Raw genomic sequence first — 20,195 nt, forward strand, 5'->3', positions numbered from 1 at the left:
GTAGTGGCCCCGTCGTGTGGTCCACTTGAAGCATGAACGAGCGGGCCAATCCGGGACTCGACCTTCACCTGGACCTCGCGTCGGACCTCACTTCCGGGGGTGGCGTGCGCGCGGGGCTCGAGGTGGCGTTGCGCGAGGCCGCTCGGGACGGGCGGCTCGCGCCCGGCACCCGGCTGCCGTCGTCGCGGGTGCTCGCACGTGATCTGGGAATCGCCCGGAACACGGTCGCCGATGCCTACGGGCAGCTGGTCGCCGAGGGGTGGCTGACGGCGCGACAGGGGTCGGGCACACGGGTGGCGGCTCCGCCGGTGCCCACCTCCAGGCGCTCATCGCCGAAGGACATGTCCCCGTTCCCGGACACGGTGGCCGCCGGCGAGCCGCGGTTGCCGTACGACCTGAGGCCGGGTTCGCCGGATGTGTCGGCGTTTCCTCGCGCGGCGTGGGGTGCGGCGGCGCGCCGGGCGCTCATGGCGGCGCCCAACGAAGCGTTCGGGTACGGCGATCCCCGGGGGCGTATCGAGGTGCGGGAGGCGCTCGCCGCCTATTTGGCGCGAGTGCGTGGCGTGCGGAGCGAGCCGGGGCTGATCATGGTGTGCAGCGGGTTCATGCAGGCGACGGGGTTGCTGGCGCGGGCGCTGCGGGCGCTCGGCACGCGGCGGATCGCGGTGGAGGAGTTCGGCTTCCCCGTCACCCGGACGATCCTGCACCGGTCGAGGCTGGAGGCCGTGCAGCTGCCGGTGGACAGGGGCGGGGCGCAGGTGGGCCTGCTCGGCAATGGGGTGAGCGCCGGCGCGGCGCTGCTCACGCCCGCGCATCAGTTCCCCACCGGCGCCGCGCTGCCGCCGGAACGGCGTACCGCGGCGGTGGCGTGGGCGCGGCGCAGTGGCGGTGTGGTGATCGAGGACGACTACGACGGCGAGTTCCGCTACGACCGACAACCGCTCGGCGCACTCCAGGGGCTGGATCCCACGCATGTGGTGTATGCGGGGACGGCGAGCAAGAGCCTGGCTCCCGGGCTGCGGCTGGCGTGGCTGGCGCTGCCGCCGCGGCTGCTGGAGCCCGCGGTGGAGGAGAGGCGTCTGGCCGACCGTCAATCGTCCGTCGTCGACGAGTTGACGCTCGCCGAGCTGATCACCTCGGGTGCGTACGACCGTCATGTGCGCCGGATGCGGCTGCGCTACCGGCGTCGTCGTGATCGGCTCGTCGCGGCCCTCGCCGAATGCGCCCCCCGGGTACACGTGTCGGGGATCGCGGCAGGACTGCATGCGGTGGTGGAGCTGCCGCCAGACGGTCCGGCGGAGGCGGAAGTCGTCGAGCGCGCGGCCCGGCGCGGTCTCGCACTCGCGCAGATGGGGCTGTTCGGGGATTCGCGCGGGTCGGCGCTGGTCGTCGGCTACGGGACACCGCCCGAGCACGCCTTCGCGGGGGCGCTGGAGCGGCTGTGCGAGGTGCTCGCCGAGGAGGCCTAAGAGTTCGTCGCAGGTCGGACGTCCTCACCGGCGGCGCGCACGTCGATCCCTCCGATCCCGGCTATGCGGCGGCGATCGCGACCCTACCGGCGCGCGGTGAGCGACGATCCCGGGGTGAGCGTGGACCTTTCGGGTGCTGCGCCGGTCGTCCGCCTCGACCTGACGACGGGCCGGCCCACGCAGACGCGCACCGTCACCCTCTGCAGGTGACGATACGCGCCGGCGGCCGGCAGTCAGTGCTGCACGCCGGTGGAGAGGGTGAAGTCGGCGAAGTAGGAGTGCGTGGTGGTCTTCGGGCCCCAGCTGGTGTCGTGGCCGCCGTAGAAGGTGGAGAAGAACACGCCGCTGAACGGGATGGAGGAGATGCCGTCGGCGACGCCGGTGCCGTTGTAGACCTGGCTGCCGTCGAACCACACGGTGATGTCGCCCGTGGTGCGGTCGACCAGCTGTTCGACGATGTGCCAGGCGCCGTCGGCGGGCCACTTCCAGTCACCGAGGCCGAGGTCGACGCCGTAGCCGGTGGGGCCGGAGTCGGTGGGGGTGTAGAGATAGATCTCGCCGTTGTCGGGGGCGGGGCTGGTGCCCCGCCACATGTAGCGGGTGGAGAAGCCGTTGCCGTGGTTGCCGCCGGACTCCTGACCGATCTGGCCGCCGTAGATCCCGGGGAGCTTGCCGGCCTTGCCCCAGTCGTAGCCGGTGGGGAACTTCAGCGCGTACTTCAGGTCGAGGGTGGGGGAGTTCGCCAGGCTGCTGAGGCCGAGCGAGCTGAGCCGGGTGTAGAACTGCCCGCCGCCCGGATTGGGGCAGTCGGTGCAGGAGTTGGCGGACGAGCCTGCGCCGTAGGTGACTTCGAGGGCTGAGCCGTCGCCGGGGGCCCCGGCGCCGGAGACCTCCTTCAGGTCGGCCGAGCCCCACGAGCCGGTCGAGGTGTAGCCCCAGGCGGACTTCCACGACGAGGACGCGTAGCCGCTGAACTGGCCGGTCCAGGCTGCGGACGCGGCCTGGACCGGCGCGGTCGTGGCGGCCGTCAGCAGGAAGGCGGCGGCCGCGCCCGCTAACAGGGCCTTGCGGATGCGAGAGGGTCGTATGACCATGAGAGCTCCTTCACCTTCACGTACGTGAACTATGGACATGGACATGAAGCACTGTCAGGTGAAGGTAGCGCTCAGCTCTCCACCGGTCCATACATGTGCATACGTTGGTCCGGACTACTTCGGGATCCACGCCCGCCAGACGTCCGGGTGCTCTTCGACCCACTTCTTCGCGGCCGCGTCCGCCGACATCCCGTCCTGGGCGATCATCTGCGAGACCTGGTTCTGCTCGTCCTTGGTCCAGCGGAAGTTCTTCAGGAACTGGGCCGCCTTGCCGCCCTTCTTCTCGAAGTCGGCATTGAGGTACTTCTGCAGCGGGGTCGTCGGGTACGCGCAGTCGATCTCCGCAGCCGGCTTGGCCGCGCACTGGGCCGTGTACGGCGGCAGCTTCACCTCGACCATCGGCACCACGTTGAACAGCCACTGCGGTTCGTACCAGTAGGTCAGGAAGGGCTTCTTCTCCTTCGCGAACTGCTTGATCTGGGTGATCTGCGCGGCCTCGGAACCGGCGAAGACCGGCTGGTAGTCGAGGTGGAGATTCTTCACCAGCGCCTTGTCGTTGGTGACGTACGACGGCGAGCCGTCGAGCAGCTGCCCCTTGCTGCCGCTCTCCGGAGTGCGCAGCACCGAGGCGTACTTGTTGAGGTTCCTCCAGTCGAGGACGTCCGGGTGCTGGTCGGCGAAGTACTTGGGGACGTACCAGCCGATGTGGCCGGTGACACCCTCGCCGCCCGCGGAGACGATCGTCTTCTTGTTCTGGACGTACAGCTGCTCCTGTTGCGGGTGCCCCCAGTCCTCGAGGATCGCGTCCACCCGGTCCTGGCTGAGCGCGTCCCACGCCGGGACCTCGTCCACCTGCACCGTGTCGACGTGATAGCCGAGTTCGTGCTCCAGCAGATACTGCGCGACGGCGGCGTTCGCCTCGGAGCCCACCCACGACTGGACCGACAGGGTGACGGACTTCGCCCCCTGCGCGTTCGCGAACGGCGAGGTCTGCTTCGTCATGTCGGCCGCGCCGCAGCCGGTGACGGTGAGCAGGCCGACGGCTGCGGCGAGCGCACACAACACGCGCGTACGAGTCATACGGGTCCTACGGGTCACACGGGCCATGGGTCAGCGCTCCTTCCCGGCCTGGTCGGACGAGGGCTGGGTGACCCGGTCGAGCATCAGCCCCAGGCAGACGATCGCCGCGCCCGCGACCAGGCCGGTCGCCAGGTCGCCCTGGGCCAGCCCGTAAACGACGTTGTAACCGAGCGCACCGCCGCCGACCATGCCGCCGATGATGACGACGGCGAGCACCAGCACCACACCCTGGTTGACGGCAAGCAGCAACGCGGGCCGCGCGAGCGGGAGTTGGACCTGCCGCAGCTGCTGTGCGCCGCTCGCGCCGAGCGAGCGCGCCGCCTCCAGCGCCGCCGGGTCGACCTGCCGCAGCCCCTGCGCCGTGATGCGGATGACAGCGGGCAGTGCATACGCGACGGCCGCGGCAACGGCGGGCGCACGGCCCGCGCCGAAGAGCGCCACCACCGGGATCAGATAGACGAACTGCGGCATCGTCTGAAGGACGTCGAGCACCGGGCGGATCAGCGCCTCGACGCGGCGGCTGCGCGCCGCTGCCACCGCAACGGCGAAGCCGAGCGCCAGGGTGACCGCGACGGCGGCGAGCACCTGCGAGAGCGTGTCCATCGAGATGCTCCACACGCCGAGCACTCCGATCACCGCCATGGACACGGCCGCCGTCAGCGCCGTGCGCCAGGTCCCGATCAGCCACGCGAGCGCGGCGACGATCAGCAGTACGGCCCACCACGGCAGCGCCGTCAGTCCGCTGCGCAGCGGGTCGAGGATCCAGGTGGTGAAGTGCCCGGCCCAGTCGGCGGTGCCGCCGATCACCGGCACGCCCGAGTACAGGTGCGAGGTCATCCAGCCGACCGCGCTGTTGACGGGCGCCGCGATGGTGACCATCCAGCTGCCCGGCCACGTCAACGAGGACGCGGCGCGCCCGGCGGCCACGGCCGCGGCGGTGACGGCCGCGACGCCCGCCCACGCCTGCCACCCGTACGACCAGCGGGGCCCGCTCGGCTCCTCGCCGATACGCGTGCCCGCGGCGGCCGTCGTGCGGTCCATGACGACGGCGAGCAGCACGATCGGGATGCCGGCGGCGAGTGCGCTGCCGACGTCGACTGTGGACAGCGCCTGGTAGACACGGTCACCGAGGCCGCCCGCGCCGATCACGGAGGCGATGACGGCCATCGACAGCGCCATCATGATCGTCTGGTTGAAGCCGAGCAGCAGTTCGCGGCGCGCGAGCGGCAGCCGTGCGGTCAGCAGCCGCTGGCGCGCGGTGGCGCCGAGCGAGGTGACGGCTTCGAGCACGCCGTGGTCCGCGTCGCGCAGACCCAGTGCGGTCAGCCGCGCCATCGGCGGGGCCGCGTAGACGACGGTCGCCAGGACGGCGGCGGGCACCCCGATGCCGAAGATCAGCACCACGGGCAGCAGATAGGCGAAGGCCGGCAGCACCTGCATCGTGTCGAGGACGGGGCGCAGCGCGCGATACGTACGCTCCGACAAGCCGGCGGCGAGGCCGAGCAGCGCACCGACAACGACGGAGGCGGCGACGGCGGCGGCCATCAGCGCGAGCGTCTGCATCGTCGGCACCCACATGCCGAGCACCCCGCACACGGCGAACGAAGCGAGCGCGGTAAGCGCGACACGCAGCCCCGCGACCCGCCAGGCGAGCAGCGACGCGGCCGCGGTCACGCCCGTCCAGCCGAGTGCGAGCAGCAGCAGATAGACGGCGCGCACCGCGACGATGACGCCTTCGCTGATCCAGCCGAAGAAGTAGAGGAAGAGCGGGTGGGTGTCGCGGTTGTCGATGATCCAGTTGCTGGCCTGGCCGAGCGGCCCGGACAGGTCGACGGTCAGGGCGCCCGGCCAGGCACCGCTGCCCCAGCGGGACGCGGCGAACGGCACCAACACGGCGGCGATCATCGCGAGCAGCAGCAGTTTGCCGAGCCCGCGGCGGCCCGTCAGCGCACGCCACAGCGCGTTACGGGCAGGGGAGGTCGCGGTGGCCGCCATATCGGTGGCGGTTGCACTCGAAGCCATCAGGCAGCCGCTCCGGTGAGAGGAAGCCCCGCGACCACCGCGAGGAGCCGCTCGTGGTCGACGACGCCGAGGCAACGGCCGCCGTCGACGACGCGCGCCGGGCCACCGGTCCGCGCCACGGCCTCGATCGCGTCGCTGACGAGCGTGGAGGGCGCGAGCGCGGGACCGGCGTCCGCCTCGCCCGCGTCCGCGGGACGCATCGCGCGGCGCACGGTGAGCACCTGCTCGCGCGGCACGTCCCGGACGAAGTCGCGTACGTAGTCGTCCGCCGGCGAGCCGACGATCTCCTCGGGCGTGCCGCACTGCACGATCCGGCCGTCGCGCATCAGCGCGATCCGGTCGCCGATGCGCAGCGCCTCGCCGAGGTCGTGGGTGATGAAGACCATGGTGCGGCCCTCGTCGTGGTGCAGCCGCACGACCTCTTCCTGCATGTCGCGGCGGATCAGCGGGTCGAGAGCGCTGAACGGCTCGTCGAAGAGGAGCACTTCGGGGTCGACGGCGAGCGCGCGGGCGAGGCCGACGCGCTGCTGCTGGCCGCCGGAGAGCTGGCCGGGGCGGCGGCCTTCGAGTCCGGCGAGGCCCACCTTCTCCACCATCTCGGCGGCCCTGGCGCGTCGTTGGGCCTTGCCCGCGCCCTGGATCTCCAGGCCGTATGCGACGTTGTCGAGCACCGTGCGGTGCGGAAGCAGCCCGAAGTGCTGGAAGACCATGCTCGCCCGGTGGCGGCGCAGGTCGCGCAGGCGGGCGCGGTCCATGGAGCGCACGTCCTCACCGTCGATGGCGATCTCTCCCGCGGTGGGCTCGATGAGGCGGGTCAGGCAGCGTACGAGGGTGGACTTGCCGGATCCCGACAGGCCCATCACGACGAAGACCTCGCCCGCCAGGACGTCGAAGGAGACATCACGCACGGCGACGGTGCAGCCGGTGTTCTTGCGCAGCTGATCGGCGGTCAGGTCGGCGGCGTCGCTGCCGGGTACGCGGTCGGCCTTGGCCTTCGGCCCGAAGACCTTCCACAGGTTGTGCACGGAGAAGACGGGCGCGCTCATCGGGCCCCACCCCCTTGGGCCGGGGCCCCGCCGAGCAGTTCGGCGGCCTTCTCCCCCACCATAAGCACGCCGATCATCGGGTTGACGGCCGGCATCGTCGGGAAGACGGACGCGTCCGCGATGCGGATGCCGTCCAGGCCGCGGATGCGCAACTGTGGGTCGACGACGGCGAGTTCGTCGTCGGCGGCGCCCATCCTGCACGTACCGGCGGGGTGGTAGACGGTGTGCGCGACCTTGCGGGCGTACTCGGAGATCTCCTCGTCGGAGGTGATCTCAGGCCCCGGGCACACCTCGCGCTTGAGCCAGCCCGCCAGCGGCTGCGCCTTGGCGATCTCGCGGGCGATGCGGATGCCGTCGACGAGGGTCCGGCCGTCGTAGTCCTCCTCGTCGGTGAAGTACCGGAAGTCGAGAGCGGGCTTGACCGACTGGTCGGCGCTGGTGAGGTAGAGGCGGCCGCGGCTGCGCGGCTTGGGGATGTTCGGGGTCATCGACACGCCGTGCTCGGGCCGCTGGTAGCCGAGGCGCTCGGGATTGTCGGTGAAGGGGATCTGGTAGAAGTGGAACATCAGGTCCGGGCCCTTGGAAGCGGGGTCGCGCCGGATGAACAGGCCCGCGTCGGAGTCCATCGCGGAGTTGTCGGGGATCGGCCCGTCGGTCTCCCAGACGATCACCGACTCGGGGTGGTCGAGCAGGTTCTCGCCGACGCCCGGCAGATCGTGGACGACGGGAATGCCCAGCGCCTCCAGGTCCCGCTTCGGGCCGATACCGGAGTGCATCAGCAGCCGCGGGGTGTCCACCGCGCCCGCGCAGACCAGGAGTTCACGGCTCGCTCGGACGAGGACCTCCTCGCCCTCCTTGGTGCGGACGTGCACGCCGGTGGCCCGGTTGCCGTCGAGTTCCAGCTTGTACGCCCAGGTCTCCAGCATCAGATGCAGGTTGGGGCGGTCGAGGAACGGGTGGAGGTAGGCGACGGAAGCGGACGAGCGCTTGTTGTTCTCCGGGTGGTAGGCGAGGTCGAAGAAGCCGACGCCCTCGTGGAACGGTTTGGCGTTGAACCCCTCGACCCGCGGCACACCGGTCGCGGCCTGCGCCGCCTCGACGAAGTCGCGGGCGACCGCGTTACGGTCCTTCTCGTCGACCGGGACGATGTTGTTGAGCAGCCGGTCATAGTACGGGTCCATGCGGACCGCGTCCCAGCCCTCGGCGCCGGCCGCCGCCCACTCGTCCCAGTCGGACGGCAGGGGCTTGAAGCTGATCAGCGTGTTGTGCGACGAGCAGCCGCCGAGCACGCGGGCGCGGCTGTGCCGGATGTGGGAGTTGCCGCGCGGCTGCTCGGTGGTCGGGTAGTCGTAGTCGAGCTCGCTGCCGAGCAGGCCCATCCAGCGGCGGAGGGTGAGCACTTCCGGGCGGTCGACGTCCGACGGTCCGCCCTCGATGACGGCGACGCGTACCCCCGGGTTCTCGGTGAGCCGGGAGGCGATCACCGATCCGGCGGTGCCGCCGCCGATGACGACGTAGTCGTAGACGTGCTGGGACATGCGCTTGGTGCTCCTGGTGCTTGAGTGTGCTCGGTGCAGCGAAACGGACAGGTCAGCCCTTGAACCAGCGCACGGGCTGCGGCGCGAGGTTCTGGTAGACGTGCTTGGCCTCGCGGTACTCGTCGAGGCCCGACGGGCCGAGCTCGCGCCCGATGCCGGACTTGCCGAAGCCGCCCCACTCCGCCTGCGGGAGGTAGGGGTGGTAGTCGTTGATCCACACCGTGCCGTGGCGCATGCGCTTGGCGACGCGGCGGGCGCGGCCGGCGTCGGCGGTCCACACGGCGCCCGCGAGGCCGTACTCGGTGTCGTTGGCCAGCGCGACCGCGTCCTCCTCGGTGCGGAAGGTCTCAACGGTCAGGATCGGCCCGAAGGTCTCCTCGCGCACCACCCGCATGTCGCCGTGGCAGTGGTCGAGGACGGTCGGCAGGTAGAAGTAGCCGGTGGCGGGGCGGGTGCTGCTGGGCTCGGGGCGGCAGCCGCCGGCGCGCAGCGTCGCGCCCTCGGCGATGGCGTCGGCGACGTAAGCCTCCGTCTTGGCCAGCTGCTGGGCGGAGACGAGGGGGCCGCACTCGACGCCCCCCTCGGTGCCGCGGCCGAGGCGTATGAGCGCGGCGCGGCGGGCGAGCTCGGCGACGAAACGGTCCCGCACCGACTCCTCGATGATCAGGCGCGAGCCCGCCGAGCAGACCTGGCCACTATGGATGAACGCGGCGTTGAGCGCCTGGTCGACGGCGGTCTCGAATCCCTCTTCGGTGGCGCACGCGTCGGCGAAGACCACGTTGGGGTTCTTGCCGCCGAGCTCCAGGGCGACCTTCTTGACGGTGGGCGCGGCCGCGGCCATCACCTTCGTACCGCTGGCGAGGCCGCCGGTGAACGAGACGAGGTCCACCTCCGGGTGTTCGGCGAGACGTGCGCCGACGGGGTCACCGGGACCGGTGACGACGTTGCCCGCGCCCGCCGGAAGGCCGGCCTCCGCCAGCAGCCGCATCAGGTGGACGGTGGACAGAGGGGTGATCTCGCTGGGCTTGATGACGAAGGTGTTGCCCGCGACGAGCGCCGGGGCGATCTTCCAACTCGCCTGCAGCAGCGGGTAGTTCCACGGGGTGATCAGCGCGCACACGCCGACCGGTTCGTACACGACGACGCTGTGGACGTCGTCGGTGCCGGCGTCGACCACGCGGCCGCCGCTCTCGTTGACCGCGAGGTCGGCGAAGTAGCGGAAGGCGTTGGTCACGTCGTCGACGTCGATACGGCCCTCCTCCAGCGTCTTGCCCGTGTCGCGGCTCTCGGTGAGCGCGATGGCCTCACGGTCGCGCTGCAGCAGGTCGGCGACGCGGCGCAGCAGCGCGGCGCGCTCGGCGACCGGCCGCCGCGGCCAGGGGCCCTCGTCGAAGGCTCGGCGGGCCGCGGCGACGGCGGCGTCCGTGTCCTCCTTGCCGCCCTCGGCGACGACGGCGAACGTCTTGGCGTCGGCGGGGTCGAGGATCTCCCGCTGGGCGCCGGATGCGGCCGTACGCCACACCCCGTCCACATGAATGGTCTCGGCTGCCGACACTTTCGTCCCCTTCTCGCCCGGTTGCACACTGCCGTTCAACGAACTGCAAACGACAGCAAAAGTGAGCCGTGCCCGGAAGAGGAAGCCTTATGCGTTTTTGATAAACAAATGTGGCCCGGCTCACGCCGGTTGGCGTGAGCCGGGCCACACAGGAGCTTTCGCGAGCTTGGCGCGGCAGGCTTGGCGCGGCAGGCTTGGCGCGCTCAGATCAGGCCGAGGGAGCGCACCGCGTCGCGCTCCTCGGTCAGCTCCTTGACCGAGGCGTCGATGCGGGTGCGGGAGAACTCGTTGATGTCGAGCCCCTGGACGATCTCGTACTTGCCGTCCTTGGTGGTGACCGGGAAGGAGGAGATCAGGCCCTCCGGTACCCCGTAGGAGCCGTCCGAGACGATGCCCATCGAGGTCCAGTCGCCGTCCGCGGTGCCGTTGACCCACGTGTGGACGTGGTCGATGGCGGCGTTGGCGGCGGAGGCCGCGGAGGAGGCACCGCGCGCCTCGATGATCGCGGCGCCGCGCTTGGCGACGGTCGGGATGAACTCCTCGGCCAGCCACTTCTCGTCGTTCACGGCCTCGGCGGCGTTACGGCCGGCGACCTCGGCGTGGAAGATGTCCGGGTACTGCGTCGCCGAGTGGTTGCCCCAGATCGTCAGCTTCTTGACCTCCTCGACACCGGCGCCGAGCTTCTGCGCGAGCTGGGTGGCGGCGCGGTTGTGGTCGAGGCGGGTCATCGCGGTGAAGCGGTCGGCCGGTACGTCGGGGGCGGCGGCGCGGGCGATGAGCGCATTGGTGTTGGCCGGGTTGCCGACGACGAGCACCTTGATGTCGTCCGCCGCGTTGTCGTTGATGGCCTTGCCCTGCGGCTTGAAAATGCCGCCGTTGGCCTCCAGCAGGTCGCCGCGCTCCATGCCCTTCGTCCGCGGGCGGGCGCCGACCAGCAGGGCCACGTTGGCACCGGAGAAGGCCACGTTCGGGTCGTCGGTGATGTCGATGCCGCGCAGCAGCGGGAAGGCGCAGTCGTCGAGCTCCATGGCGGTGCCCTCGGCGGCTTTCACGGCCTGCGGGATCTCCAGCAGGCGCAGCTTCACCGGGACGTCAGCGCCGAGGAGCTGGCCGGAGGCGATGCGGAAGAGCAGTGCGTAGCCGATCTGGCCGGCCGCACCGGTGACGGTGACGTTGACGGGAGTGCGGGTCATTGCGATCTCCTGCTGCGCTTTGTTGTCGGTGGCGCCAGGCTATAGGACCGTAACCTCCCGCTCACGTCAGGGGCGGCAGCATCATCCTCAGCCGCACTCCCGGCGCCGGTGGCACGGCGGCGACCGTGCTGCCGTGGGTCTCGGCGATCTGGCGGACGATGGCGAGACCGAGGCCCGAACCGGGCAGCGAGCGCGCCGCCGGGGAGCGGCAGAAGCGGTCGAAGACATACGGAAGGTCCGCCTCGGTGATCCCCGGGTGACGAGGCCGGTCAGCTCGCCAGCCTGACGGCGCGCGTCCTTCGACGCATACGTGCGCTCCTTCCGCTCGTCGCGCCGGGGTCTCGTCCCGGCGCGTGAGCATCAAGGAATCGCGGCAGCCTCAGCGCAGGTCTCGCGCAACCTTACGATCCCTAGAACGACTCAGAACGGCCAGGGCGCCTCAGAACGGCCAGGGCGCCGCCTGCCACTGCAGGCAGCCCGTACCACCGAGGAAGACGACGGCCACCGCGGCGGCGGCGACGGCGCGCCGGCGACGCGCATGGCGCTCAGCGAGCACCGGATCCACGGGCTCGGACGAGTGGTATGAGCCGTGCGGGTCGTCGCGGTCCGTCAGTGCGGTGGGCCCGCCGGCTAAGTCCCCCGGTGCATCGTTCCTGCTGTGCATGCTCGCGCTCCCCCTACGAGACATGTCCCCTCCCCGTCAATCCCCGTTGAGCGCCGTTCCCCGTGACGGGCGCTACAACCTCCCTACCCAATGCGCTGCGGCAGCGGGCAGGAGGGAGGGCAGTTTCGGCCAAACCGGGCAGCGGTCAGCCGGGCAGCAGTCAGCCGCGGCCGACCGTGTACCGCACGATGCTGTCGAGGAACGGGACGTGCACGATCGGATCCGGCTGCACCATCAACGACAACAGGATGATCGCGACCCCGGCCACGCCGTAGGTGATCAGGTCCGTGAAACGGCTGCGCACCGCGAGCATCCCCACCGACGGCAGCAGCCAGCGCAGCGCAGCGCCGAGCAGCATGAACACGCCGACGACGATCAGCCCGGCCCGGAAGCCGCCCGCCGCGGTGATCGCCAGGCCCAGCCCCACCCCGCCGAGCACCGTCAGCAGCGGCCACTGACGCGCCGGCGCCGGGTGCGCGCCCCCCACGGCACGGCCCCCGCCCTCGGGCCGGGCGGTGTCCCGCGTGATCTCGGGGAACCGGCTGCTGGGCGCGTGTGAACCACGCGGCCCGGGAGACGCGCCATTCACACGCGCGCCGCCGTCCGGCGCGTCCGGCGTGGTCTGAGCTCCCATGGGTCGGCTTCTCCTCGTCCTCTCAGCCTGCAGCGGCCGCCGCCTGCCGCTCGGCGGCCTCCACGACGTTCTGCAGCAGCAGCGCCCGGGTCATCGGCCCCACGCCGCCCGGATTCGGCGAGATCCACGCGGCGACCTCGGCGACACCCGGGTGCACGTCGCCGAGGATCTTGCCGTGCTCGTCCCGGCTGACGCCGACATCGAGCACGGCCGCGCCCGGCTTGACGTCCTCCGGCTTGATCAGGTGCGGCACACCGGCCGCAGCCACGATGATGTCGGCCTGGCGCAGCTGCGCTGCCAGGTCCCGGGTGCCGGTGTGGCAGAGCGTGACGGTGGCGTTCTCACTGCGCCGGGTGAACAGCAGGCCGATGGAGCGTCCGACGGTGATGCCACGCCCCACGACGACCACGTGCGCCCCGTTGATCGTCACGTCGTGGCGGCGCAGCAGCTCGACGATGCCGTTCGGGGTGCACGGCAGCGGCCCCGGCTGGTTGAGCACGAGACGGCCGAGATTCATCGGGTGCAGTCCGTCGGCGTCCTTGGCCGGATCCATCAGCTCCAGGACACGGTTGGCGTCGATGCCCTTGGGGAGCGGGAGTTGGACGATGTAGCCGGTGCAGGCCGGGTCCTCGTTGAGCTCCCGCACGATGGCCTCGATCTGCTCCTGCGTCGCGTCACCCGGCAGCTCCCGCTGGATCGACGCGATGCCGACCTGAGCGCAGTCACGGTGCTTGCCCGCGACGTAGATGTGGCTGCCCGGGTCGTCGCCGACCAGTACGGTGCCGAGGCCGGGCGTGATGCCCTGGGACTTGAGCGCCTCCACGCGGGCGGCGAGCTCGGACTTGATCGCTGCGGCAGTGGCCTTGCCGTCGAGAATCTGGGCCGTCATGCCTCCATCCTCCCGGATGCGGGCGGGAACGTCCCAATCAGGTCCCGGCCGCCATGATCGGACATGATCAAATACGCATTTCCCGCATAGCGGCTGCACAGCGACGACTGTGACCGGCGGTATCTGGACAGGACGGCCGCGGGCCCTGGACGATGAGCCGGCCGGAAGGCTGGGTCAGGGGGGAACGAGTCGTCCTGGAGCGCCAAGGATCCGGCTCGAGAGAAGTACACCGCAGAAGGACATCCACGTGAGCTACCCGCCTGGCCCTCCCGGCCCGCAGAACCCGTACGGCTACCCGCAACAACCCCAGCAGCCGGCTGGCCCGCCCCAGCCTCAGCCTCAGTACGGCTACGCCTACGGCTACGGCTACCCGCAGCCCCCGGGGTATCCGCAGCCGCCGGGCTACCTGCAGCCCGGCACCATGCCGAGATCCTTCTACGCCAGTTGGGGCGCCCGAGTCGGCGCGTTCCTCATCGACTGGCTCATCGTCGGCCTCGTCCCGACGATCATCGGCATCATCGGCTACGTCCAGTTCATCGCGAAGGCCGTCCACAACGTGCAGGCCTGCCAGGACCAGGGCGCCACCACCTGCCCCGCCGCGGCCCACCTCGGGCTCGGCACCATGCTCCTCCTCTACGGCGCCTCGCTGCTGGGCTTCGCAGGCCAGCTGTGGCTGTCCTATCGCGAGGGCAAGACGGGCTGCACGCCGGGGAAGAAGGCGCTCGGCATCAAGCTGGTCCGCGAATCGACCGGCCAACCCGTCGGCTTCGGCACGGCCTTCGGCCGCCGCGTGCTGCAATTCGTCGACGCGCTCCCCTGCTACCTCGGCTTCCTGTGGCCGGCCTGGGACGCCAAGCGGCAGACCTTCAGCGACAAGATCCTTAGCACCATCGTCGTCAACACGCGGTGACACCGGCGCACAACGGGAGACATCTGCGGTGACGTGCCACGCCGACGTCACCGCAGTCACGCCCCGATAACACTACGCCCCGTCATATCCCGCAATTGGCCCCATAGTGGCGGGTGTGACCAGCGGTATCTGGACACGGGCTGTGTGGTACTAGGACGATGGGTCGGTCGGGCCGCGGGGGGCACGGGGGTGGAACGAGCCCTGGATCTCCGGACACGGTCCGGCTCGTCCCACATCAACCGCTCGAAGGAATCGACGTGAGTTACCCGCCCGGCCCACAGGACCAGAACCCGTACGGCCAGCAGCAGCCCGGCTTCGGCCAGCCCCAGCAGCCGCAGCAGCCCCAGTACGGCTACCCGCAGCAGCAGCCGCCTGCCCAGCCCCAGTACGGCTACCCCCAGCAACAGCCGGGCCAGCCGCAGTACGGCTACCCCCAGCAGCAACAGCAGCCGGGCTACGCCCAGACCCCGTACCCGCAGCAGGCCGGTTACGGCTACGGCCAGCCGGGCGCCGGCGCCCCCGCCGAGTACGCGGGATGGTGGCAGCGCTTCGGCGGATACTTCATCGACGCCATCATCGCGGGCGTGCCGGCCGGAATCATCAACGGCATAGCCACGGCCACAAACACCGCGGCTCTGTCGATCGTCGCATACCTCGTCTTCATCGGGGTCTGGGTGTTCCACATCTACCGCGAGGGCACCACCGGCCAGTCGATCGGCAAGGGCGCGGTCAACATCCGCCTCGTGCGCGAGTCCGACGGCCAGGTGCTCGGCTTCGGCTTGGCCTTCGGCCGCAAGATCGCCCACATCCTGGATGCGCTTCCCTGCTACCTCGGCTTCCTGTGGCCGGCCTGGGACGCGAAGAAGCAGACCTTCGCGGACAAGATCGTCAAGACGATCGTCATCAAGTCGCAGTGATTCGAGCGACTTGGATGCCGTGAGAGGAGGGCCGCACGCACCTGCCGGAAGCCGGACGTGCGGCCTTCTTGCGTCTCGCGTCAGACCGACGCGTAGGCAATGAACGCGGCCCAGGCGCCCGGTCCGAACGAGAGTGAGGGTCGCGTGACGTCCTTGGAGTCCCGGACGTGGATGGTGTGGGGGCCCGCGGCGACCTCGACGCAGTCGCCGCCCTGGGCTCCGCTGTAGCTCGACTTGAACCACTGCAGTTCACCAGGACCGTGTATCGCCTGCAGGTGCTCATCGCTCTCCTGCCAGTTCCTCGATCAGCCTGCGGGATTCCCTGGTCGTGAGTGCCTGAGCCCGGATGACCCCATAGCGGCGGTCCAATACGCTCACCTCGTCAGGCTTCGAGACGAGTTCACTGGTCCCCTGTCCCTCGATGTACGCCAACTTCCGCCCCTCAGGGGTGTCCAGCAGGACCATCGGGCCGTCGGAACCGGGATGCACCTCGCAGTCGAGTGGCATCACCTGAATTGCGATGTGCCGAAGCCGCGAGATGTCGAGCAGCTGACGAAGTTGCGCTCGATGCACGTCCCGCCCGCCGATCGTGCGCAGGATGGGCGCCTGATCGACGACAAAGCCCAATACCGGCAGAGGCTTTCGCGTCAGAAGTGCGACTGCCGCCCCAGCCGGGCTGCGGCCTGGCGCTCGATCTCGTCATCGTCCAGCGGTGGACAGTATCCGGCGATCACCGCCCTGGCGTATGCCTCCGCGTGCGACACAGCCGGTACAACGCCCGCACATCACCGCACAGCTACGGTCTGTCACCATCCGATCACTACGCAGGCTAGTCTCGCGACGGCATGGTTCAAGCCATGAACGACGAAACTCCACCCCTCGCCCCCCTACCGTCCCGAATGGGTCCCGACGGACGGTCATTGCCTGCGTCGCGCAGGCATGCAGTTCGACGCCGTACGGGTCGCCGGCGTACGCGGTGAGGAGGTGGCCGAGGAGCTCATCACCGCCACGCACGCCAACGCAGGTCCCATCGTCTGCGAAGCAAGCGGCTTTAGGCGGATGTACTTTCTCCTCGCGCCGGGAACGGCCGCCGACCGCCGCTGGCCGCCCGGCATCCAGCGCTTCGGATCGGCGCACGGCATCGTCGCGTACGTCGGCATCCCCGCCCTGAGCGGCGGCACATGGCCGCTCTTCGCCCTGCTGAGAGCAGCCATGCCGGAAGAGGACTGGCTGTGAACCGGCCGCCGCGGTGAAGTGAGAAAACTTCAGGCATGAGACAGAGAAATTGTGAAGGTACGTGCGCTTGTCACCGGCACGCACCAGTCGGCGTAGCGCACCGCACCCTACACACCCGCGCGAGCTGCCGCACACAGCACAACAATCATGCAACCGTCACAGGCCGGAGGTAGTACCTCTTCAACTGCAAGTACTACGATGGCCAGTTGTGACACCGACGGGATCAAGCCACCAGCGGGCAGCACGGTCAAATGCGTCGGATGTATCAAACCACTGACAGTGGCCACTGCGAGCGGATTGGTTACGGGGATGGCAGACCTCAAGGTCTCCTATGACTGGCTCAGTCAAACGACGTCAAATCTCAAGGCGATCCAGAACGAGCTGCAGAACACCGGGGAGCACCAAAGCGAAATCAAGGGTGCTCTCGGCTCCGGTGATATCGCGCACGCGATGGACGACTTCGCCAACAACTGGGACAACCACCGTCGCAAGATTCTCGACAAGGTCCAGGCGTTGGGAGAGATGTCCGAGAAGACGATGGAAGCATTCACCGACGTGGACAACAAGCTCAAGCACGGCCTCGACGGGCATGGCAAGAAGTAGCCGACGGCTGCCAGTCTTCGATACGGACATCCAGAACTGCGAGGAGCCAAGAGCATGGGTAGGCCGCCGGACTACGAGTGGGCTGTACTGGGCGAGGGCCAGGATCCGATTCCGGGGGATCCACAAGAGGTGCGCGACGAGTCGAACCGCCTGGGCCGCATGGCGCAGACGCTTCGCGACCAGATCGGGCTGCTGAAGAAGATCCAGGGCGACGAGAACCTGAACGTCGGCAAGTACGCCGACAAGATCCGCAGCACGGCCACCGAGCTCACCGGGGATCTGGAGAAGGTGGCCACGCGCTACGAGTCCGTGGCGACCTACCTCGGGAACTGGGCCAGCGATCTGGAGTACTCCCAGTCGGAGTCGCTGAGGGCTCTCGCCAAGGCCCAGCAGGCCGCGCCGACGGCGAATGCGCCTGAGATGAAGCCGGCCCCGGGATCGCCTCAGCCGAAGCTCACGCCGCAGCAGGAGCAGCAGCAAGCGGCCGCGCAGAAGGCGAAAGAGGCTGCCCAAGGAGAGATCGCTGACGCCAAGCGGCAGTTGGACAACGCTAAGAACCATCGCGATGACCGTGGCCGCTACTGGATGCAGAAGATAGAGGACTCCGACCACGACGACCTGAAGGACGGGTTCTGGGACGGCGTCTCCAACTGGATCCATGAGCACGCCGGTTTGATCAAGCTGCTGGCGGATGTGTGCACGTGGATCGTCACGGGGCTCGTCATTCTTTCCCTGCTTATCCCGGGACTGGACATTGCGACGGGAATCCTGGCCGGATTCATGATTGCGGCCTTGGTAGGCCATACCGCCTTGGCTCTCAACGGTGACGGTTCTTGGACAGATGTCGCCATGGACGTCTTCGCGCTCGCGACGCTGGGCGCCGCCTCCTGGGCGAAGGGAGCTCTTGAGGGAAGCGCGGATCTCGCTACCGGCCTGGGCAAGGTGCTGGGCGACGGCTCCGAGGTGGAGGAGGGCGGCGAAGCTACGGCCAAGCTGGCGGCAGACGGTGCGGATCCCGCAGAAGAGGCTTCACAGGGATTCGCCAGTCGGGCGTGGTCCGCTGTCTCGGACTGGGGCAAAGCGGTTGGCGAGAAGTTCATGGCCGGCGGCGAAAAGGACGTCGTCGAGAACATGGAGAAGATCAACAATTTCGCCGAACAGTTCCCCAACACCAGGCTTGGCGCGAACATCGTCCAACGCGCCGGCGGTCTGGTGAACGCAGTCCGCGTGATTAACGGCAGTGCCAACATTGCCGACCAGTTCGGCCACTGGGCCGGAGGCAGTGACGCGATCAACTTCATCGGAAACCTCGCGCACGGCCACGGCTTTGAGGACGGCGACATCTTCCGGCCGATTACGGAAGGCGACACTTCGCCCTCCTGGGGCGCGTTCAACGACTTCAAAGAAATGACGACCGCAGGGATCGGTTCATGACCGAGAGGCAGGAGCGCCGCCCGGCACAGAGGCCGCCCGGCCCTGTGTCCGGCTACCGGCTCGTCGTACCGAACGAATGGCACAAGGTTCCGGTCCGAAGCGGTACTGACAAGGCGATCGCCGCTCTGCTCGACAAGGCCTTCGCCAAGCACAGCCGGGACGAGGTCGCGCAGTACCGGCGTGAGCTGGAGGCCCGGCTCAAGAAGACGATCCGGCAAGCTCGCGAAAACGCCGGCGTGGACGTATTCTTGCCGCTCGGTCATCGCGAGCGGAATCTGCCGGCCTCGTTCCTCATCTCCTACGTGGAGTTCGGAAAACTCGACGCGCCCAATCCCGAGCAGGTATTGGCCGAGGTGTTGTCGACCACTGAGGGCGCAGTACCGATCGAGCTCGACGGGTCCCATGGTATGCGGACGGAACGGGTGTATGACCCTGATCCCGGACGCAACGTGGAGTATCCGTCGCGCCGCGTCGAGTACATTCTGTCAGTGCCCGGAACGGCCGACAGCTGGCTCGTCTCATCCTTCTCGACGTTCGGGGAAGGCAACCCCGACGATCAGGTGTCGAAGCTGCTCTGCACGCTGTTCGACGGGATCATGAGCACGTTGCGGTGGCAATACAGACAGGAGGCTGCGTGAGCTTCGATCAACGCAAGTCAACGGACAACTGGGCCGAGGTCGGCTGGGACCGAGAGGTATGGATCCCGGTTCCCCTCAGCTTCCAGGGCACAAAATGGCCTGACGCTGCCGAGTGGGCCACCGACTGGGCGGGTGAGCGCGTCATGCGTGCCCACGGCGAGCTGACCAAGAAGTTGATGAAGAAGGAGGTCGTGCCTCGCGCTCAGGCCCTGGTCCGCGGACGCGCCGAGATCGCCGGCAACGTGGCCGCGCACAAGATCTACTTCCACTGCCCCGACACGACGAAGACTCCCGTAGCCACCTTCATCGGCTTGTGGAAGTGCCAGGGGACAAGAGAGGAAGCGCTCCAGTTCTACGGCTACTACGGCACCAAGTCGGCTACGATCCAGCCGGAAGCTGAATGGTTCAAGACGGAGGCACTCGGGACGGGTATCAAGGCCCATTGGACCGGCGTCACCGGGCCCGGACAATATTGGCAGGCCGACTACGCCTTCCGTGACGACGAATTCGACACCGATGTACAGGTCTTCATGATGGCGTGGGACCAGCAGCGCTTCGCGGAAGTCGTTCCCGACCTGGACAACCTTGTCCGTTCGATCCGCTGCGTCCCCTCCTCCAGCAAGAGCAACTAGTTGGTGGCCGGTTGCGGGGACGTGACACTGCGTCCCCGCAACCGACTCGTGACTTCTGGGCCTCAGCCCTCACCCGATGTGCGCCCTAACGAATTCCTGGATATGGGCGACCTTCGCGCGGTATTCCGGGTCGGTCGAGAACCCGCCGCTGATCGGGGCACCCAGCTTGAACGGCCTGCCGTGGTGCTTGTACACCATGAGGACCTGGCCTGACTTCGGATCGAGCTTCACCTCGCGTACCTGGTCCCACGTCACCTTGTGCCGGTAAATGCCCCGCTTCGAGTGGATGCCCGTTTCGTCGAAGGTCGAGTACGAGCCGAACATGACGACGAAGTATATGACGAACAGCATCACCGCGAAGAACACGAACGGCACCGCAACGCCGAGTGCGCCGAAGCCGCCCGCAATCACGGCGATCAGCAGCAGGACCCCGACACCGATGATCGGCGTCCACGCCTGCCGAGTCGGGAGGGTGAAACGGAGAGCGGTCACGACGACACCTTCTTGTCAGGATCTGGTCTCTGCAGCGGCATAACGCTCCCAAAGCCTGACAAGGGTTCGCAACCGAAACCGTGAGTGGCCGATGGGCAGTTGAAGGGGAATCTGTGAAGGCTTCAGGCTCAAGGACAAAGGCCGCGCCT

Annotated in this window: 23 protein-coding genes; 8 read left to right on the plus strand and 15 right to left on the minus strand. The window is 68.9% G+C overall.

The features are described from left to right. The first annotated feature begins 32 nt into the window (after window positions 1-32). Entirely contained in the window at window positions 33-1,469 is a 1,437-nt protein-coding gene (pdxR, locus tag NGB36_RS18720; protein ID WP_255921470.1) for a MocR-like pyridoxine biosynthesis transcription factor PdxR, read from the plus strand. Window positions 1,470-1,702: 233 nt separating this feature from the next. Here pdxR and NGB36_RS18725 read toward each other — a convergent pair whose 3' ends face one another. From NGB36_RS18725 to NGB36_RS18775, 11 genes are all read right to left on the minus strand, one after another. Continuing rightward, on the minus strand, window positions 1,703-2,563 hold the full coding sequence (locus tag NGB36_RS18725; protein WP_255921471.1) for a polysaccharide lyase: 861 nt from the start codon (window positions 2,561-2,563) through the stop codon (window positions 1,703-1,705). A gap of 114 nt (window positions 2,564-2,677) precedes the next feature. Continuing rightward, window positions 2,678-3,643 carry an ABC transporter substrate-binding protein gene (locus tag NGB36_RS18730; protein ID WP_255921472.1) on the minus strand — a complete coding sequence of 322 codons (966 nt, stop codon included), beginning with the start codon at window positions 3,641-3,643 and terminating at the stop codon, window positions 2,678-2,680. A gap of 30 nt (window positions 3,644-3,673) precedes the next feature. Further along, the gene (locus NGB36_RS18735; RefSeq protein ID WP_255921550.1) at window positions 3,674-5,638 is read right to left on the minus strand and encodes an ABC transporter permease subunit; all 1,965 of its coding nucleotides are present in this window, start codon (window positions 5,636-5,638) and stop codon (window positions 3,674-3,676) included. Window positions 5,639-5,664: 26 nt separating this feature from the next. Continuing rightward, window positions 5,665-6,711, minus strand: coding sequence for a quaternary amine ABC transporter ATP-binding protein (locus NGB36_RS18740; protein ID WP_255921473.1), 1,047 nt, complete (start codon window positions 6,709-6,711; stop codon window positions 5,665-5,667). Continuing rightward, the gene (locus NGB36_RS18745; RefSeq protein ID WP_255921474.1) at window positions 6,708-8,249 is read right to left on the minus strand and encodes a GMC family oxidoreductase; all 1,542 of its coding nucleotides are present in this window, start codon (window positions 8,247-8,249) and stop codon (window positions 6,708-6,710) included. The genes NGB36_RS18740 and NGB36_RS18745 overlap by 4 nt, the downstream gene beginning before the upstream one ends. A gap of 52 nt (window positions 8,250-8,301) precedes the next feature. Continuing rightward, entirely contained in the window at window positions 8,302-9,804 is a 1,503-nt protein-coding gene (locus tag NGB36_RS18750; protein ID WP_255921475.1) for an aldehyde dehydrogenase family protein, read from the minus strand. A 203-nt stretch (window positions 9,805-10,007) separates the two neighbouring features. Then, the gene (locus tag NGB36_RS18755) at window positions 10,008-10,997 is read right to left on the minus strand and encodes a malate dehydrogenase (protein WP_255921476.1); all 990 of its coding nucleotides are present in this window, start codon (window positions 10,995-10,997) and stop codon (window positions 10,008-10,010) included. A 61-nt stretch (window positions 10,998-11,058) separates the two neighbouring features. Beyond that, a complete protein-coding gene (locus NGB36_RS18760) occupies window positions 11,059-11,358 on the minus strand; it encodes a sensor histidine kinase (protein ID WP_255921477.1) in 300 nt (99 codons plus the stop codon). A gap of 78 nt (window positions 11,359-11,436) precedes the next feature. Beyond that, window positions 11,437-11,661 carry a hypothetical protein gene (locus tag NGB36_RS18765; protein WP_255921478.1) on the minus strand — a complete coding sequence of 75 codons (225 nt, stop codon included), beginning with the start codon at window positions 11,659-11,661 and terminating at the stop codon, window positions 11,437-11,439. A 160-nt stretch (window positions 11,662-11,821) separates the two neighbouring features. Beyond that, window positions 11,822-12,295: a DUF3017 domain-containing protein gene (locus tag NGB36_RS18770; protein ID WP_255921479.1), complete on the minus strand. Its 474-nt coding sequence runs from the start codon at window positions 12,293-12,295 to the stop codon at window positions 11,822-11,824. 22 nt (window positions 12,296-12,317) lie between these two features. Beyond that, complete coding sequence (locus NGB36_RS18775; protein WP_255921480.1) at window positions 12,318-13,184, minus strand: bifunctional methylenetetrahydrofolate dehydrogenase/methenyltetrahydrofolate cyclohydrolase; 867 nt, start codon at window positions 13,182-13,184, stop codon at window positions 12,318-12,320. Between the two features lie 247 nt (window positions 13,185-13,431). Here NGB36_RS18775 and NGB36_RS18780 point away from each other — a divergent pair, with 247 nt between their 5' ends. Together NGB36_RS18780 and NGB36_RS18785 are read left to right on the plus strand one after the other, a co-directional pair. Beyond that, window positions 13,432-14,094 (plus strand): RDD family protein, encoded by a 663-nt coding sequence (locus NGB36_RS18780; RefSeq protein ID WP_255921481.1) that lies wholly within the window; start codon window positions 13,432-13,434, stop codon window positions 14,092-14,094. 257 nt (window positions 14,095-14,351) lie between these two features. Beyond that, window positions 14,352-15,011 (plus strand): RDD family protein, encoded by a 660-nt coding sequence (locus NGB36_RS18785; protein ID WP_255921482.1) that lies wholly within the window; start codon window positions 14,352-14,354, stop codon window positions 15,009-15,011. An 80-nt stretch (window positions 15,012-15,091) separates the two neighbouring features. Here NGB36_RS18785 and NGB36_RS18790 read toward each other — a convergent pair whose 3' ends face one another. The 3 genes from NGB36_RS18790 to NGB36_RS33835 are packed head-to-tail and all read right to left on the minus strand — an operon-like array spanning window position 15,092 to window position 15,775. Then, window positions 15,092-15,286 carry a DUF397 domain-containing protein gene (locus NGB36_RS18790; RefSeq protein ID WP_255921551.1) on the minus strand — a complete coding sequence of 65 codons (195 nt, stop codon included), beginning with the start codon at window positions 15,284-15,286 and terminating at the stop codon, window positions 15,092-15,094. Between the two features lie 4 nt (window positions 15,287-15,290). Beyond that, window positions 15,291-15,662 carry a DUF5753 domain-containing protein gene (locus NGB36_RS18795; protein WP_255921552.1) on the minus strand — a complete coding sequence of 124 codons (372 nt, stop codon included), beginning with the start codon at window positions 15,660-15,662 and terminating at the stop codon, window positions 15,291-15,293. Beyond that, window positions 15,659-15,775, minus strand: a complete 117-nt coding sequence (locus tag NGB36_RS33835) for a Scr1 family TA system antitoxin-like transcriptional regulator (protein ID WP_505016746.1) — start codon at window positions 15,773-15,775, stop codon at window positions 15,659-15,661. Before NGB36_RS33835 ends, NGB36_RS18795 begins: the two co-directional genes overlap by 4 nt. A 175-nt stretch (window positions 15,776-15,950) precedes the next feature. Here NGB36_RS33835 and NGB36_RS18800 point away from each other — a divergent pair, with 175 nt between their 5' ends. The 5 genes from NGB36_RS18800 to NGB36_RS18820 all read left to right on the plus strand — a co-directional run bounded on the left by NGB36_RS18800 (window position 15,951) and on the right by NGB36_RS18820 (window position 19,554). Continuing rightward, window positions 15,951-16,247, plus strand: coding sequence for a hypothetical protein (locus NGB36_RS18800; RefSeq protein ID WP_255921483.1), 297 nt, complete (start codon window positions 15,951-15,953; stop codon window positions 16,245-16,247). A 309-nt stretch (window positions 16,248-16,556) separates the two neighbouring features. Beyond that, window positions 16,557-16,850 carry a DUF6317 family protein gene (locus NGB36_RS18805; protein ID WP_255921484.1) on the plus strand — a complete coding sequence of 98 codons (294 nt, stop codon included), beginning with the start codon at window positions 16,557-16,559 and terminating at the stop codon, window positions 16,848-16,850. Between the two features lie 54 nt (window positions 16,851-16,904). Continuing rightward, window positions 16,905-18,284, plus strand: coding sequence for a hypothetical protein (locus tag NGB36_RS18810; RefSeq protein ID WP_255921485.1), 1,380 nt, complete (start codon window positions 16,905-16,907; stop codon window positions 18,282-18,284). After that, window positions 18,281-18,922 carry a hypothetical protein gene (locus tag NGB36_RS18815; protein ID WP_255921486.1) on the plus strand — a complete coding sequence of 214 codons (642 nt, stop codon included), beginning with the start codon at window positions 18,281-18,283 and terminating at the stop codon, window positions 18,920-18,922. Before NGB36_RS18810 ends, NGB36_RS18815 begins: the two co-directional genes overlap by 4 nt. After that, window positions 18,919-19,554, plus strand: coding sequence for a hypothetical protein (locus NGB36_RS18820; protein WP_255921487.1), 636 nt, complete (start codon window positions 18,919-18,921; stop codon window positions 19,552-19,554). Before NGB36_RS18815 ends, NGB36_RS18820 begins: the two co-directional genes overlap by 4 nt. Window positions 19,555-19,623: 69 nt before the next feature. Here the strand turns inward: NGB36_RS18820 and NGB36_RS18825 are convergent, their stop codons facing one another. After that, the gene (locus tag NGB36_RS18825) at window positions 19,624-20,046 is read right to left on the minus strand and encodes a hypothetical protein (protein ID WP_255921488.1); all 423 of its coding nucleotides are present in this window, start codon (window positions 20,044-20,046) and stop codon (window positions 19,624-19,626) included. Window positions 20,047-20,195 lie beyond the last annotated feature (149 nt).

The sequence above is a fragment of the Streptomyces humicola genome, from assembly GCF_024436035.1.
Taxonomy (GTDB): domain Bacteria; phylum Actinomycetota; class Actinomycetes; order Streptomycetales; family Streptomycetaceae; genus Streptantibioticus_B; species Streptantibioticus_B humicola.

What these genes read in the sequence shown, in the direction of transcription:
- pdxR (WP_255921470.1), top strand. Translation starts at nt 33, where the DNA reads ATGAACGAGCGGGCCAATCCGGGACTCGACCTTCACCTGGACCTCGCG.
- NGB36_RS18725 (WP_255921471.1), bottom strand. Translation starts at nt 2,563, where the DNA reads ATGGTCATACGACCCTCTCGCATCCGCAAGGCCCTGTTAGCGGGCGCG.
- NGB36_RS18730 (WP_255921472.1), bottom strand. Translation starts at nt 3,643, where the DNA reads ATGACTCGTACGCGCGTGTTGTGTGCGCTCGCCGCAGCCGTCGGCCTG.
- NGB36_RS18735 (WP_255921550.1), bottom strand. Translation starts at nt 5,638, where the DNA reads ATGGCGGCCACCGCGACCTCCCCTGCCCGTAACGCGCTGTGGCGTGCG.
- NGB36_RS18740 (WP_255921473.1), bottom strand. Translation starts at nt 6,711, where the DNA reads ATGAGCGCGCCCGTCTTCTCCGTGCACAACCTGTGGAAGGTCTTCGGG.
- NGB36_RS18745 (WP_255921474.1), bottom strand. Translation starts at nt 8,249, where the DNA reads ATGTCCCAGCACGTCTACGACTACGTCGTCATCGGCGGCGGCACCGCC.
- NGB36_RS18755 (WP_255921476.1), bottom strand. Translation starts at nt 10,997, where the DNA reads ATGACCCGCACTCCCGTCAACGTCACCGTCACCGGTGCGGCCGGCCAG.
- NGB36_RS18760 (WP_255921477.1), bottom strand. Translation starts at nt 11,358, where the DNA reads ATGCTCACGCGCCGGGACGAGACCCCGGCGCGACGAGCGGAAGGAGCG.
- NGB36_RS18765 (WP_255921478.1), bottom strand. Translation starts at nt 11,661, where the DNA reads ATGCACAGCAGGAACGATGCACCGGGGGACTTAGCCGGCGGGCCCACC.
- NGB36_RS18770 (WP_255921479.1), bottom strand. Translation starts at nt 12,295, where the DNA reads ATGGGAGCTCAGACCACGCCGGACGCGCCGGACGGCGGCGCGCGTGTG.
- NGB36_RS18775 (WP_255921480.1), bottom strand. Translation starts at nt 13,184, where the DNA reads ATGACGGCCCAGATTCTCGACGGCAAGGCCACTGCCGCAGCGATCAAG.
- NGB36_RS18800 (WP_255921483.1), top strand. Translation starts at nt 15,951, where the DNA reads ATGCAGTTCGACGCCGTACGGGTCGCCGGCGTACGCGGTGAGGAGGTG.
- NGB36_RS18805 (WP_255921484.1), top strand. Translation starts at nt 16,557, where the DNA reads ATGGCAGACCTCAAGGTCTCCTATGACTGGCTCAGTCAAACGACGTCA.
- NGB36_RS18810 (WP_255921485.1), top strand. Translation starts at nt 16,905, where the DNA reads ATGGGTAGGCCGCCGGACTACGAGTGGGCTGTACTGGGCGAGGGCCAG.
- NGB36_RS18815 (WP_255921486.1), top strand. Translation starts at nt 18,281, where the DNA reads ATGACCGAGAGGCAGGAGCGCCGCCCGGCACAGAGGCCGCCCGGCCCT.